Origin of the sequence: Micropruina sonneratiae, from assembly GCF_025972045.1 — a bacterium.
In the GTDB taxonomy this organism is placed as follows: Bacteria; Actinomycetota; Actinomycetes; order Propionibacteriales; family Propionibacteriaceae; genus Micropruina; species Micropruina sonneratiae.
Window position 1 is genome coordinate 102,220 of sequence record NZ_JAPDHX010000003.1, and the last position, 12,669, is coordinate 114,888.

General features: G+C 71.0%; 12 protein-coding genes and 1 riboswitch. Of the genes, 6 read left to right on the forward strand and 6 right to left on the reverse strand.

Annotated elements, in window-relative coordinates:
- The first annotated feature begins 1 nt into the window (after position 1).
- The gene (gene hutI / locus OIE40_RS08600; protein ID WP_264701795.1) at positions 2 to 1,165 is read left to right on the forward strand and encodes an imidazolonepropionase; all 1,164 of its coding nucleotides are present in this window, start codon (positions 2 to 4) and stop codon (positions 1,163 to 1,165) included.
- 21 nt (positions 1,166 to 1,186) lie between these two features.
- Here the strand turns inward: hutI and OIE40_RS08605 are convergent, their stop codons facing one another.
- Both OIE40_RS08605 and OIE40_RS08610 read right to left on the reverse strand, forming a co-directional pair.
- Entirely contained in the window at positions 1,187 to 1,516 is a 330-nt protein-coding gene (locus OIE40_RS08605; protein WP_264701796.1) for an excalibur calcium-binding domain-containing protein, read from the reverse strand.
- 184 nt (positions 1,517 to 1,700) lie between these two features.
- Positions 1,701 to 2,375 (reverse strand): efflux RND transporter periplasmic adaptor subunit, encoded by a 675-nt coding sequence (locus OIE40_RS08610; RefSeq protein ID WP_264701797.1) that lies wholly within the window; start codon positions 2,373 to 2,375, stop codon positions 1,701 to 1,703.
- Between OIE40_RS08610 and OIE40_RS08615 the strand changes: the two genes are divergently transcribed.
- Positions 2,347 to 3,345 carry a hypothetical protein gene (locus OIE40_RS08615; RefSeq protein ID WP_264701798.1) on the forward strand — a complete coding sequence of 333 codons (999 nt, stop codon included), beginning with the start codon at positions 2,347 to 2,349 and terminating at the stop codon, positions 3,343 to 3,345. The two genes, OIE40_RS08610 and OIE40_RS08615, sit on opposite strands and share 29 nt — an antisense overlap.
- Positions 3,346 to 3,496: 151 nt before the next feature.
- Here the strand turns inward: OIE40_RS08615 and OIE40_RS08620 are convergent, their stop codons facing one another.
- The 4 genes from OIE40_RS08620 to OIE40_RS08635 all read right to left on the reverse strand — a co-directional run bounded on the left by OIE40_RS08620 (position 3,497) and on the right by OIE40_RS08635 (position 7,493).
- Positions 3,497 to 4,726 (reverse strand): ABC transporter permease, encoded by a 1,230-nt coding sequence (locus OIE40_RS08620; RefSeq protein WP_264701799.1) that lies wholly within the window; start codon positions 4,724 to 4,726, stop codon positions 3,497 to 3,499.
- On the reverse strand, positions 4,726 to 5,418 hold the full coding sequence (locus tag OIE40_RS08625) for an ABC transporter ATP-binding protein (RefSeq protein WP_264701800.1): 693 nt from the start codon (positions 5,416 to 5,418) through the stop codon (positions 4,726 to 4,728). Before OIE40_RS08625 ends, OIE40_RS08620 begins: the two co-directional genes overlap by 1 nt.
- Positions 5,419 to 5,429: 11 nt before the next feature.
- On the reverse strand, positions 5,430 to 6,764 hold the full coding sequence (locus OIE40_RS08630; RefSeq protein ID WP_264701801.1) for an efflux RND transporter periplasmic adaptor subunit: 1,335 nt from the start codon (positions 6,762 to 6,764) through the stop codon (positions 5,430 to 5,432).
- A gap of 90 nt (positions 6,765 to 6,854) precedes the next feature.
- The gene (locus OIE40_RS08635) at positions 6,855 to 7,493 is read right to left on the reverse strand and encodes an HAD family hydrolase (protein WP_264701802.1); all 639 of its coding nucleotides are present in this window, start codon (positions 7,491 to 7,493) and stop codon (positions 6,855 to 6,857) included.
- A 45-nt stretch (positions 7,494 to 7,538) separates the two neighbouring features.
- Positions 7,539 to 7,666, forward strand: a riboswitch (FMN riboswitch).
- A gap of 83 nt (positions 7,667 to 7,749) precedes the next feature.
- Between OIE40_RS08635 and OIE40_RS08640 the strand changes: the two genes are divergently transcribed.
- The 4 genes from OIE40_RS08640 to OIE40_RS08655 all read left to right on the forward strand — a co-directional run bounded on the left by OIE40_RS08640 (position 7,750) and on the right by OIE40_RS08655 (position 12,667).
- Positions 7,750 to 8,514, forward strand: coding sequence for an ABC transporter permease (locus tag OIE40_RS08640; protein WP_264701803.1), 765 nt, complete (start codon positions 7,750 to 7,752; stop codon positions 8,512 to 8,514).
- Positions 8,515 to 8,525: 11 nt separating this feature from the next.
- Positions 8,526 to 9,545 carry an ABC transporter substrate-binding protein gene (locus tag OIE40_RS08645; RefSeq protein ID WP_264701804.1) on the forward strand — a complete coding sequence of 340 codons (1,020 nt, stop codon included), beginning with the start codon at positions 8,526 to 8,528 and terminating at the stop codon, positions 9,543 to 9,545.
- Positions 9,546 to 9,743: 198 nt separating this feature from the next.
- Positions 9,744 to 12,008, forward strand: a complete 2,265-nt coding sequence (locus tag OIE40_RS08650; protein WP_264701805.1) for a sensor histidine kinase — start codon at positions 9,744 to 9,746, stop codon at positions 12,006 to 12,008.
- On the forward strand, positions 12,005 to 12,667 hold the full coding sequence (locus tag OIE40_RS08655) for a response regulator (RefSeq protein ID WP_264701806.1): 663 nt from the start codon (positions 12,005 to 12,007) through the stop codon (positions 12,665 to 12,667). Before OIE40_RS08650 ends, OIE40_RS08655 begins: the two co-directional genes overlap by 4 nt.
- Positions 12,668 to 12,669: the final 2 nt, after the last annotated feature.

The following is a 12,669-nucleotide window of genomic DNA, read 5'->3' on the forward strand; positions in this document are numbered from 1 at the left end:
GATGAGCCTGCTGGTCGACAACATCGGGTCGCTGGTCACCAACGACCCCGTCCACGGCGATCGGCTCGGCGTGATCCCCGACGCCGCGGTGCTCGTCGACGGCGATCGGATCGCCTGGGTCGGGCCGCGCACGCAGGCCGACCGCGGTGTCGACGAGGTGCTGGACGCCGGCGGTGCGGCGGTGGTGCCGGGGTTCGTCGAGAGTCACAGCCACCTGGTGTTCGCCGGTGACCGGGCGGAGGAGTTCGCCGCCCGGATGGCGGGGGAGCGCTACGCCGCGGGCGGCATCCGCTCGACCCTGGCGGCCACCCGGGCAGCCACCGACGCCGAGCTGCACGCCAACGTCGCCCGGCTGCGCGCCGAGTACCTGGCGCAGGGCACCACCACGGTTGAGATCAAGTCCGGCTACGGCCAGACCGTGCCTGACGAGCGCCGGTCCCTCGAGGTCGCCGGTAGCCACACGCCGTTCACGACCCTGCTGGCGGCGCACGTGGTGCCGCCCGAGTTCGGAGGCCGTCCGGACGCCTACGTGGCTCTGGTGATCGACGAGCTGATTCCCGCGTGCGCGCCGCTGGCGTCCTGGATCGACGTGTTCTGCGAGATCGGCGCCTTCGACGCCGACCAGTCCCGGGCGGTGCTGACCGCCGGGCAACGCGCCGGGCTCGGCGTCCGGGTGCACGGCAACCAGTTGCACCAGGGCCCCGGCATCCAGCTGGCCGTCGAGTTGGGGGCGGCGTCGGTCGACCACGTCTGCCACGCCGACGACGCCGACATCGGGGCACTGGCCGGCTCCGGCACAGTGGCGACGCTGTTGCCGGCCGCGGACTTCTCCACCCGCAACCGCTACCCGGACGCCCGCCGGCTCTGGGACGCCGGGGTCACCGTGGCGCTGGGCGCCGACTGCAACCCGGGCACGTCCTACACCACCTCGCTGCCGTTCGTGATCGCGCTGGCGGTGCGGGAGTTGCACCTGACCCCCGACGAGGCGGTGTGGGCCGCGACCCGCGGCGGGGCGCTCGCCCTGCAGCGCGACGACCTGGGCGTCCTGCGACCGGGTGCGGTCGCCGATCTGGTGGTGCTGGACGCCCCCAGCCACCTGCACCTGGCCTACCGGCCCGGCGTCCCGCTGGTGCGCAGCGTGGTCAAGGACGGACGCCTGGCCTGAGCCGCGGCCCGTCCGGCGACCTCAGCGCTTCTCGCAGGCCACGCCGTCCTTGTCGCGGTCGAGGCCGCTGTTGTTGGCCATGGCCTTCTTGTAGATGGCGGTCGACCGCTTGAAGGTGGTCACCGGCTTGGACTTGCCGCTGACCTTGTCCTTGGCGCCCTTCTTGCCGACGCCGTGCTTGTACTTCGCGTTGAACGCGGTGCAGTTCTTGTAGACGCCGGTCTTACCGCTCGGGGCGGCCGCCCCGACCAGACTCGGCTGTGCAGCCACGGCGTCGCCCGGCCCGGCGGCGGCCAGCGGCAGCAGCAGGACGCTGCCGAACGCGACGGAAGCGATGATCTTTCGCACCATGTGATTCCCCCCAGAACCGGCGCCCGGAGAGTTCGCGGGCGTCGGTTTCGATGGTACGAAACGGCGGTCGTCGGGCGCCAACGCCATCGGTCACCCTCAGGAGTGACCGCGCGAGGTGCCCACGGCGCCGACGGCCGGCGTCAGGGTCTCGCCCCGGGCGCCGGCCGCTGCCTGGAACCCGGCCTCAGCGGTTGCCGGAGCGCCCGGTGCTGGTGCTGTTCGACGGGATGTCGGCGGTGGTGTCGGCCAGCACCACCAGCTGCCCGGCAGTCAGCCCGTCGGTGATCTCGACCCAGCCGGCACCGACGGCGCCGGTGGTGACCTGCACGGTGGACGCCGTGTCGGCCCCGGCGCTGTCCACCACGCTCACCGTGGCGGCGTCGGTCCCGGTGGGGGTGACGGCCGAGGCCGGCACCCGGACGACGTTGCTGGCCGACTGCACCGGGATGTCGACGGTCGCCTTCGAGCCCGAGGCGAGCAGCGCGTCCGGATCCGAGATCGTCACCGAGGTGCTGTAGGTCGGAGAATCGCCGGAGGTGCCGCTCGTCTCGACCGCGCTGATCGAGGTGATGGTGCCGGTCAGGGTGGTGGTCGAACCGGCCGGCGTGACGGTGACCTCCTGCCCGGCTGCGATCAGGGTGCGGGTCTTCAACGGCAACTCGAAGGTGGCCTGGGCGTTGCCCTTGCCCACGATGGTGATCGTGCCCGAGTCGTCGCCGGCCGCCATGTCCACGGCGCCCACGGTGCCCGAGATCGGGGAGGCCAGCTCGGCGTCGGCCAGGTCGTCCTCGGCCTCCTGCAGGGCCTGCTCGGCCTCCAGCAGCTTGGCCTTGGCCGAGGCCACCTGCGACGCGCTCACGGTGGTAGTGGAGCCGCTCGACCTCGACGAAGCGGAGGAACTGCTGCCCGACGACGACGTGCCCGACGACGTGCCGGACGACGATCCGCGCGACGTCGTGGTGCCCGAGGTCCCCTTGGAACCCGCGGACGACCCGGTGCTGACCAGCCGGTTCACCGTCGCCTGCAGCGCCTGGGTGGCCAGGTTGACCTCCGCCCGGGCGTCGCCACAGGCCTTGAGCTCGGCGGTGCTGGGGTCGTTGCTCTCGATCGTGTCGGACTGGTTCTTGATGACGCCCGACGAGGCGGACGCCGTGGCCGACTCGGTGGCGCTCTCCGACGGGCTCGGGGAGGCGCTGGCTTCGTCGGTCGGTGACGACGACGCGCTGGGCGTGGCCGTCGCCGTCGGGTCGGCTGAGCCGGTCGGCTCGGCCGACGCGGTGGGGCTGGCGGACGCCGACGCCGAGGCGCTGGGGCTGGCCGACGGGTCAGGATCGGTGTCGGAGAAACTGCCGAAGACCGGCTCGCACGCCGTCTGCTCGGCGCTCACCGCGTCCGTGACCCGCTTGGTCGCGGCGACCAGGGCGGTGGGGTCGATGGTGACGCCCGAGGACGTGCCACCCGAACCGGAACCACCGGAACTGGAACCACCCGAACTGGAACCAACCGAACTGGAACCAACCGAACTGGAACCATCGGAGCTCGAGCCCGACGAGCTGCTTCCTCCGGAGCCGGAACCACCCGAGCCGGAGCCCGTCCCGCTCGAGGTGCTGGAGGGATTCTCCGCCGAATACAGCGACGCCTTGGCCTCGGCCACCGTCGTCTCGGCCTCGAGCACCGCCAGTTGCAGCGGGCCCTTCTTCAGCACGGCCAAGAGGTCGCCCGCACGCACGGTGTCACCCACCGCGACCGTGACCGACCGGATGGTGCCGTCCACCGCGAACGACGCCTCGGCGGTGTTGGTCCGGGTGATGCTGCCGCTGGTGCTGTAGGTCTGGGTGACGTCACCCGTACCGACGACGGCCGTCACGTACCGGTTCGAGCCCGACGTGGACGCCATCGCTGCGGTCAGTCCGGCGCCGGCGACCACGGCCAGCGCGGTGCCGGCGATGATCACCCCGCGGACGCGTGGGTTGATTGCCATCATTCGCTCCTCAGGGCGTCGATCGGGGCCAGCTTGGCGGCCCGCGACGCCGGGTAGACGCCCGCGACCAGGCCGATGCCGAGAGACACCACCAGGGCGAGCAGGGTGACGGGGACCGAGACGGCCACGTCGATCGACAGGGTCAGGGTCAGGATCGCCGCACCGACGACGCCGATGGTGACGCCGAGCACACCACCCAGCGTGCCGAGGATGCCCGCCTCGACCAGGAACTGCCGGCGGATCACCGCCGGCGTCGCGCCGAGCGCCTTGCGCAGGCCGATCTCGCGGACCCGTTCGCTGACCGAGACCAGCATGATGTTCATCACGCCGATGCCGCCGACCAGCAGCGAGATTCCCGCGACGCCGCCGAGCAGCAGGGTGAGCACCCCGCTGACCGAGGTGGCGGTCTCGACCAGGGACGCCTGGGTGCTGACCGAGAAGTCGGCGTCGTCGCTGGTCACCTGATGCGCGGCGAGCAGGGCGGTCTGCACCTGCTGATAGGCCGCGGACAGGCTGTCGGCGTCCTTACCGGACAGGTAGATCGACGAGACGCTGTTGACGCTGGTCGAGGTGGACAGCCGGTTCGCGAACGTGGTCAGCGGCACCAGTACGGTGTCGTCCTCGTTGCTGGACAGCGAGGACCCCGCCTCGGCGAGCACGCCGATGACGGTGAACGACTGGCCGTTGATGCTGACGCTCTGCCCGATCGGATTGACGCTGCTGAACAGTTCCGTCGCCGTCTCGGAGCCGATCACCGCGACGCTCTGCGCGCTGTCGACCTCGGAGGTCGAGAAGAACCGGCCGGACGCCACCTCGCGGGCGCGCACCGTCTGCCAGTCCGGCACGGTGCCGACCACGGTCGAGGTCCAGGTCGTGGACGACGACTGCAGCGAGCCGGACACGCTCGAGATGGGCGCCACCGCGGCAATGTCGGGCGCCACCGTCGGATCGGCCAGCATGGCGGCGTCCGCCGTGGTGAGGGTGGACGCCGCACCACCGCCGCCGCGGAAACCACCGGACGTGGTCGTCTGGCTGGGCGAGACGATGATCATGTTCGAGCCCAGCGCATTGATCTGGCTGGTGATCTGCTGCTGGGTGCCCTGCCCGAGTCCGACGGTCAGCATCACCGCGGCGATGCCGATCAGGATGCCGAGCATGGTCAGCAGGGACCGCATCCGCCGGGCGTTGAGCGCAGCGACGGCGGTCTTGATGGTTTCGGACCATTCCATCACTGCACCGTCCCGGCCAGCAGCGCGTCGGTGGAGTTCAGCAGCCCGTCGCGGATGAACACGGTCCGCTTGGCCTGCTGGGCGACGTCCAGTTCGTGGGTGATCATGACGATCGTGCGGCCGGCCCCGTTGAGTTCGGCGAACAGGTCGAGGATCTCCGCGGTCGAGTGCGAGTCGAGGTTGCCGGTGGGTTCGTCGGCGAGCAGCAGGGCCGGGTCGGTGACCAGCGCCCGGGCCACCGAGACCCGCTGCTGCTGGCCGCCGGACAGCTCACCGGGCCGGTGCTGCACGCGGTCTGCGAGCCCGACCTTGTCGAGCGCGGCCATGGCCCGCTGCTTGCGCTGGGCGGCCGGGACGCCGGCGTAGACCAGCGGGAGTTCCACGTTGCGCAGCGCCGACAGGCTGGAGAGCAGGTTGAACTGCTGGAAGACGAAGCCGATCTTGCGGTTGCGCACCTCGGCCAGCTCCTTCTCGGTCATCTTGCTGACGTCGGTGCCGTCCAGTTCGTAGGTGCCGGCGGTGGGGATGTCGAGGCAGCCGATGATGTGCATCAGCGTCGACTTGCCCGAGCCGGAGGGGCCCATGATGGCCAGGTAGTCACCCTCGTCGACGCTCAGGTCGACGCCGCGCAGGGCGTCCACCTTCACCACGCCGGTCGAATAGGTCTTGCGCACGTCGCGCATCGAGAGCATCCGGGTCATCGTCACGGTCCGTTCCCGCCGTTGCCGTTGCCGCCGCCGCCCGGTGGCTGACCGCCCCCGCCGCCGCCGAAGCCGCCACCGCCGAAGCCGCCGCCGCCGAAACCGCCGCCCTGGCTCTGGTCGCTGCCGGTCGTGCTGGTGCCGGAGGGGCGGGTGAAGGTGATCTGCACCTGGTCGCCCTCGGCGAGGCCGGAGGTGATCTCGGTGCTGTCACCGAACACCCGGCCGGTCTCGACCTCGACGACGCTGGTGGACGTGCCGTCCACCTTGGTCACCACGGACTTGCCGTCCGAGGTGCTGATCGCCGCGGTGGCGACGCTGAGCACGTCGTCGTAGGTGCCGGTGGTGATCACCGCACTCGCCGTGGTGCCCGAGTACAGGTCGGAGTGGGTGCCGGACAGGTTGATCACCACCGGGAAGGTGGCCGTCCCGTCGCTGGAGGACGAGCTGGCGACGATGCCGACCGAGGCCACCGTGCCCTTGATCGACTCGGTGGCGCCCGACGGGGTCACCGCGACGCTCTGCCCGGCCTTGATCGAGGAAAGGTCGGTGCTGCCGACGGTGCCCTCGACCTTCCAGGTCGAGGTGGAGATCACGCTGAACTGGGCGGTGCTGCTCGTGGACGAGCTGGTCCCGGAGCCGCCGGACCCCCCGCTGTTCGATCCGCCGCCCGAGCCCGACGACGTCGAGCCGGACGACGAGCCGCTGCCGCTGACCGTGTCGCCCTCCTCGGCGCTCACCGAGGCGATCGTGCCGGCGATGGGGGAGCGCAGCACGGCGTCGTCGAGGTTCTGCCGGGCACTGGTCAACGCCGCCTTGGCGGAGGAGACCTGGGCCTTCACGGAGGCGATGGCGGCGCTGCTGCCGTCGTTGTTGTCGACCACCTCGGAGTAGTTGGTTCGCGCGGTGGTCAGGTTGGCCTCGGCGACGTCGACGGCGTTGGTGAGGTCGCCGTCGTCGATCTGGGCCAGCTTCTGGTTCTTCTTCACCGTGTCGCCGGCCTTCACGTACACGGCGGTGATCGTGCCGGACACGGTGAAGTTGACGTCGGAGGACTTGCGAGGGCTGAGCGTGCCGTCCAGGCCGACCGTCAGGGTCTGGGTGCCCCGGGTCACCTCGACGGTGCGGCTCATGCCCTGTGCGGCGCCCGCCGCGCGCGGGCGGAACAGCAGGTAGCTGCCGAAACCGGCGGCCAGCATCAGGGCCAGCGCGACGGACAGCCACAGCCACCGCCTGCCCGTCATGTGGAAACGGCGCCTGCTCGGCGGCGCCGCCTCCTCCTCGGCGGTATCGGTCGGAAGTGGTTCGGTGTCGACCTGGTCGGTCTCAGTTGCCATGAATTGGGTCTCCTCAGCGATTGCGCTTCGACGCTAGGAAACCGACCTGTGTGTTCGCTGTGGTCAGCTGTGGGCAGGGCTGTGGGGGCCTCAGAGGCCGAGCAGCTCCAGCAGCCCCGGGTCGCTCAGGGACGCCCCCAGGAAGTCGGCATCATCGGGATCACAAGGGCCGGAGGGCACCATCACCACGTACATCCCGGCCGCGCGGGCCGCGGCGGCGCCGGTGCGGGAATCCTCGATGCCCACCGTCGTCGCGGGCCGGACGCCGAGCAGCTCGCAGGCGCGCAGGTAGACGTCCGGCGCCGGTTTGGACGCCGCCACCTCGCTCGCCGACACCGACACCGGCACCAGTTCGCCCAGGCCGGACGCCGCCAGCGACAGATCCAGCAGGTCGCGCGGGGTGTTGCTGGCGACCGCGAACGGCACCCGGAGGCGTCCGAGCAGGTCGACCGCGCCCGGCATCGGCTCGGAGCCGGCCGCCAGTTCGTCGCGGGCCCTGGCCAGCAGGTCGGCCAGCACCCGCGGCTGCGGTTCGTCGAAATAGTCGGCCATGATCGCCGCGGTGGTCTCGACGGCGGTGCCCAGGAACAGTGCCCGTTCGGTGTCGCCGTAGGGGACGCCGCGGCTGGTGAACATCGACCGCTCGGCCACCCCCCACGGCTTCTCGGTGTCGGCCAGCAGGCCGTCGAAGTCGAACACCACGGCTCGCACGGGGTCGGGTCGCTGCATGGGCCCGACCCTATCCAGCGGCGGGGTGGTACTAGACTGTGCGCGATTCGTGCTCCGGGGTCGGTGTAAGTCCGAACCGGCGGTGACAGTCCGCGACCCGCTGCCCAGGCAGCGGTTGATCCGGTGGAATTCCGGGACCGACGGTGAAAGTCCGGATGGGAGGCAGCACGGGTGACTCGCGCCGTTGGCGTGCGTCGCCATCGGCGCACCCTGCCGCGCCGACCCCCGGTCCACGAACGGAACCGGAGGACATGTGATGAGGCGGCTGAACCCGAGGCACCGGCGCGTGATCGCGCCGATGCTGTTGGGTGTCGTGCTGCTCGGGCTGTGGTCGCTGGCCGCCGCCGTCGCGTCGCCGGTGCTGCTGCCGGGACCGGCGCGGGTGCTGGCCCGGCTCTGGACGGACGCCACCGCCGGCACGCTGTGGCCATACCTGGCCGTCACCCTCGCCGAAGCGCTCGGTGGCTGCCTGCTGGGCGCCGTGGTGGCACTGCCGCTGGCGGTGGCGATCCATCGCTCGGCCTGGTTCTCCGACGCGGTCCAACCGTTCCTCGGCGCCACCCAGGCCATTCCGGCGATCGCCCTGGCGCCGCTGCTCGTGCTGTGGATCGGCTACGGACTGGTGCCCGTGGTGCTGCTGTGCGCGCTGATCGTCTTCTTCCCGATCCTGGTCGCCGCCGTGGTGGGGTTGCGGATGGCCCCGCGCGAGCTGTCGGACGCCGCCCGGCTCGACGGCGCCGGCAGCCTCGCCCTGCTGCGGCACATCGAGGCGCCGCTGGCCCTGCCGTCACTGCTGGGCGGCTTCAAGAACGGCTTCGCGCTGAGCGTGACCGGTGCGGTGGTGGGCGAGATGGTGATGGGCGGCGCCGGCCTGGGCACCGTGCTGACCGTGCAGCGCGATGCGGTCGACACCACCGGCATGTTCGCCACCATCGCCTGGCTGTGCCTGATCGCCGCCGGCGCCTATTCGCTGATCACCTGGTGGGAGCGCCGCTCCGCCATCGTCGAGTCGCTGACCTGAGGAGAAGACCGATGCATCGCCGAACCTTCCTGGCCGCCGCCCTCGCCCTGGCCGCTGCGGGGTGCAGCACCGGTGCCGGCGCGACGACCGCCCCCGCGAGTGGGACGCCGTCCGCCCCGACCGGCGCGGCCCGGGCGGTGATCGGGCTGAGCTACATCCCCAACGTGCAGTTCGCCCCGTTCTACGTGGCCGAGGAGCAGTCGCTGTTCAGCGGCGTCCCGGCCACCGTCAGCCTGCGCCACCACGGCTCCACCGAGGGATTGTTCACCGCGCTCACCGCCGGCACGGAGGATTTCCTGGTCGCGGCCGGCAGCGAGGCCATGCAGGCTCGCGCCGAAGGGGTCGACGTGATCGCGGTCGGCGCCTACTACAAGGCGTTCCCGGTGCAGGTGATCGTGCTGGACGGCTCGCCCATCGACGACCTGTCCGGGTTGAAGGACCGCTCGCTCGGCGTGCCCGGGCGCTACGGCGAGTCGTGGCTCGCCGCCCAACTGGCCCTCGCCACCGCTGGGCTCACCGAGGACGACGTGAAGATCGTCGAGGTCGGCTACACCCAGGTGGCGGCGCTGACCACCAAGAAGGTCGACGCCATCGTCGGCTTCCGCAACAACGAACTCGTCCAGCTCGAGCAGGCGGGCACCGCGGCCCGGGCGATCGACGTCGCCCCCGGCACCGTTCCGCTGGTCAGTGCCAGCCTGCTCACCACGAAGGCGTACGCGCAGGCCAACCCCGACGTCGTGCGCGCCGTCGTCGCCGCCACCGACCGCGCCATCGAGGCGACGGCCGCTGACCCGGACGCCGCCGTCGACGCCGCGGCGAGCCGGATCCCGGGCTGGACGGAGGAATCCAGGCCGAACACCACCGCCGTGCTGGCCGCCACCCTGCAGGTGATGGCACTCGACGGCGGCCGCTTCGCCTCGGCGCTTGACCCCGCGCAGTGGCAGGCGATGGCGTCCTTCCTGGAGGAGCACGACCTGATCGCGGCGCCGGTCACGGCCACGGACGCCTTCAGCAACGACTACACGGCCTGAGGAGTGCGGGCGCCGGCACCTCGCCCCGGCCGACCGGCTCGCGCTGGAATCGCTATGGCCCCGGTGGCAGTATGACTCCATGAAGGACGCGCAGTGGGGGGTCACTGCGCCTGCCCCGACGGCTGCGCCGCACAGTGGTGACGCCTTCGCCCCACCCCGGCTGCGCGGGGCCCGCGCGTTGCGAGCCGCCCCGTGACGGTGAGCGGCGCAACCCTGACGAAGTCCGCGGGGCACCTGGGCCGGGCCGATCCCACCCGGGGCGCCAGTGCTGCCGGGCTGCGGCTGTGGCTGGCCCGCGCCGTCGCGATGACCTGCCTCGCCACCCTGGTTCCGGCCCTGTTCATGGCGCTGGGGCAGGTGCCCGACCTGCACCCGATCTGGCTCGTCGTGGTGGGCGGCGGCATCGTCGGATTCACCCTGCTGATGCCGCTGTACGCCTGGTCGCTGGGCGATGTCCGCTGGTTGTGCGGCGCCTACGCCCTCGTCACGCTGCTGGGCCTGGCCACCTGGGTGTGGGCCTGGACCAGTACCACCAAGGCGACCGAGGGCCCCTGGTTATGGATGTGCCTGGGCATCGCGGCAGTGTGTGCGGCGATGGCGACCACGGTGCCCGTCGGCTTCGTCTACACCGTGGTGGCGGCGATCACGTTCGGCTTCGTCCGTCTCACCCCGGCCGGCGGCGCGGTGGAGCCCCTGGAGGCCGTCCAGGACGTGCTGACCCTGCTCGTGCTGCCGACCGCGTTGCTACTGCTCATCCAGTTCTTCGCCACCGCCGTCGATGAGCTGGACGCCACCACGGCCGAATCGCAGCGGGTCGAGGCCGACCGGGCGATCGACCGTGCCCTCAGCAGCCAGCGGGCGATGCTGGACGGCATCATCCATGACCGTGTGATGACGACCCTGGTGACTGCGGTGCAGACCGACCAGCCCCGCAGCGAGGTCGCCGAACTGGCCGGTGCCGCCCTGGACACGCTGGCCGAGGCGGGCGCCCCGACCGATTCCGGCCAGCCGCTGTCGCCCCACCAGCTCGCCCGGCTGATCGAGGACATGGTCGAGCCGGTCTGCCCGCAGGCCGAGGTCGAGCTCGATTCGGCGGGGGAGGGCTTCACGGTCAACCCGAACGTGGCCAGCATCCTCGGCCAGGCCTGCCGTGAGGCGGCGCTGAACGTGACCCGGCACGCCGAGGCCGAGAACGTCACGATCGGCATCTCGGCCCGGGTGGTCAACGGGGACCAGTCGCTGCGGGTCGACATCAGCGACGACGGCAAGGGCTTCGACCCGACCGACGTGCCCGAGAACCGCTTCGGCATCCGGGTGTCGATGACCGAGCGGATGCGAAGCATCGGCGGCACCGTCGACATCGATTCGGCGCCGGGCAAGGGCACCGTCGTCAGGTTGCGGTGGAGCGGCCAGACCGAGCGGCCACGGACACCGATCTCGCGGCGGCGGGCGTCCGAGGCGCTGCGCTCGGTGCTGCGGGTCGAGCTGTTCCTGTTCCTGGTCTGGCTGGTGGTCGGCGTGCAGGTGCTGGTCGGGTTGATCTCGACGTTGTCGGCGTCCGACCCGGTGCCGGTGCTGGTCGCCCAGGGGGTCGCGATCATCGCGACCGGGATCGCCCTGCACCGCTCGGGTGAGCGGGTGATCACCACGCTCGAAGCGGGGCTGGTGGTGTTCTGCCTGACGACCGTCACCCACCTGATGTACGCGGTGCTGCGCGAGGGTTCGATGCCCAGCTACGCGACCTGGCACTACTCGGTGGTGATGGTGCTGCTGATCGCCGTGCTGGTCCGTGGCCAACGGACCGCCGCGTGGGTGGGGCTGGCGATCTTCCTGGTGCAGTCGATCGTGTGGTCGGTGCAGACCGACCAGGGTCCCTACCAGTTGATGGACGTCGTCTTCGGGCCAGTGCTGTGGGTCACCCTGGCGACGTTGGTGATGCGCGGCCTGCGCTCGATCGGTGAGCAACTGGTCCGGGTGCGCAGCACGTCGCGGGAGAACACCCACGCGATGGCCGACAGCTTCTCCAAACTGGTGCTGCGCGAGGTGTGGCTCACCCAGTTGCGCGAGCAGATCGGGCCGTTGCTGCAGAACCTGGCCGATCCGAACCATCAACTGAGCGCGCAGGAGCGGGACGCGTGCCGCATCCTCGAGGGTCGCCTGAGGGATGCGTTGCGGGCCGGCAACCTCGTGTCACAAGGAGTTTCGGATGCCATCCAGGCCGCTCGAGGACGCGGTGTCGAGGTGGTGCTGGTGGACAACCGGGGCTCGCGGCTGCCCGAACCCGTGCGGCTGGCCACCCTGCGACGGCTGGAGCAGCTCGTCCGTACCTCGACCGGTGGCCGGATCGTCGCCAGGACGGCCCCCGAGGGGTACGCCGACGCGGTCACCATCCTGCAGGTCGACGCGGAGCGTAACCTCACTACCATTGACGAGGCCGGCACCGTGACAGTGAGGAAGACATGACCGATTCGCCCACCATCCGGACCGCGATCATCGACGATCACGAAGCGATCCGGCTGGGCGTCGGCGCCGCCCTGGAGCAGCACGCCGGCAACAGGGTCGAGGTGGTCAGTTCGCACGAGAACGTGGACGAGTTCCTGGCCGACGACGTCGACGCCGACGTGGTGATGCTCGACCTGTCGCTGGGTGACGACTCCGACCCCAAGGACAACGTCGAGAAGCTGGCCGAGCGCGGCTACCGCATCCTGGTCTACTCGATCGCCGACAACATGCGGCTGGTGCGCCGGGCGCTGGCGGGGGGCGCGGACGGGGTGTGCCGCAAGGCCGAGCCGATCGCCCAGACCATCGAGGCGCTGGAGGCGGTCGCCAACGGCCAGATGGTGCTGTCGCAGGAGATTCTGGGCGCCATCGAGTCCGACACCAGTTACGTCGCGGCCCAGCTCGGCCCGCGCGAGAAGCAGGTCCTGTCGCTCTACGTGGCCGGGTTGGAGATCCCCGAGGTCGCGGGCACGCTCTACATCACCGAGAACAGCGTGAAGGAGTACCTCAAGCGCATCCGGGTCAAGTACACCCAGGTGAACCGTCCGGCCAACAACAAGCTCGAACTGTTCCGCCGGGCGATCGAGGACGGCATCATCCCCCCGGTCGAGCGCCGCAACTAGTC

Bases quoted from the DNA above. Each gene is read 5' to 3' on its own strand.
- hutI (WP_264701795.1), top strand. From the start codon at position 2: ATGAGCCTGCTGGTCGACAACATCGGGTCGCTGGTCACCAACGACCCC.
- OIE40_RS08605 (WP_264701796.1), bottom strand. From the start codon at position 1,516: ATGGTGCGAAAGATCATCGCTTCCGTCGCGTTCGGCAGCGTCCTGCTG.
- OIE40_RS08620 (WP_264701799.1), bottom strand. From the start codon at position 4,726: ATGGAATGGTCCGAAACCATCAAGACCGCCGTCGCTGCGCTCAACGCC.
- OIE40_RS08625 (WP_264701800.1), bottom strand. From the start codon at position 5,418: ATGCTCTCGATGCGCGACGTGCGCAAGACCTATTCGACCGGCGTGGTG.
- OIE40_RS08630 (WP_264701801.1), bottom strand. From the start codon at position 6,764: ATGGCAACTGAGACCGACCAGGTCGACACCGAACCACTTCCGACCGAT.
- OIE40_RS08635 (WP_264701802.1), bottom strand. From the start codon at position 7,493: ATGCAGCGACCCGACCCCGTGCGAGCCGTGGTGTTCGACTTCGACGGC.
- OIE40_RS08640 (WP_264701803.1), top strand. From the start codon at position 7,750: ATGAGGCGGCTGAACCCGAGGCACCGGCGCGTGATCGCGCCGATGCTG.
- OIE40_RS08645 (WP_264701804.1), top strand. From the start codon at position 8,526: ATGCATCGCCGAACCTTCCTGGCCGCCGCCCTCGCCCTGGCCGCTGCG.
- OIE40_RS08655 (WP_264701806.1), top strand. From the start codon at position 12,005: ATGACCGATTCGCCCACCATCCGGACCGCGATCATCGACGATCACGAA.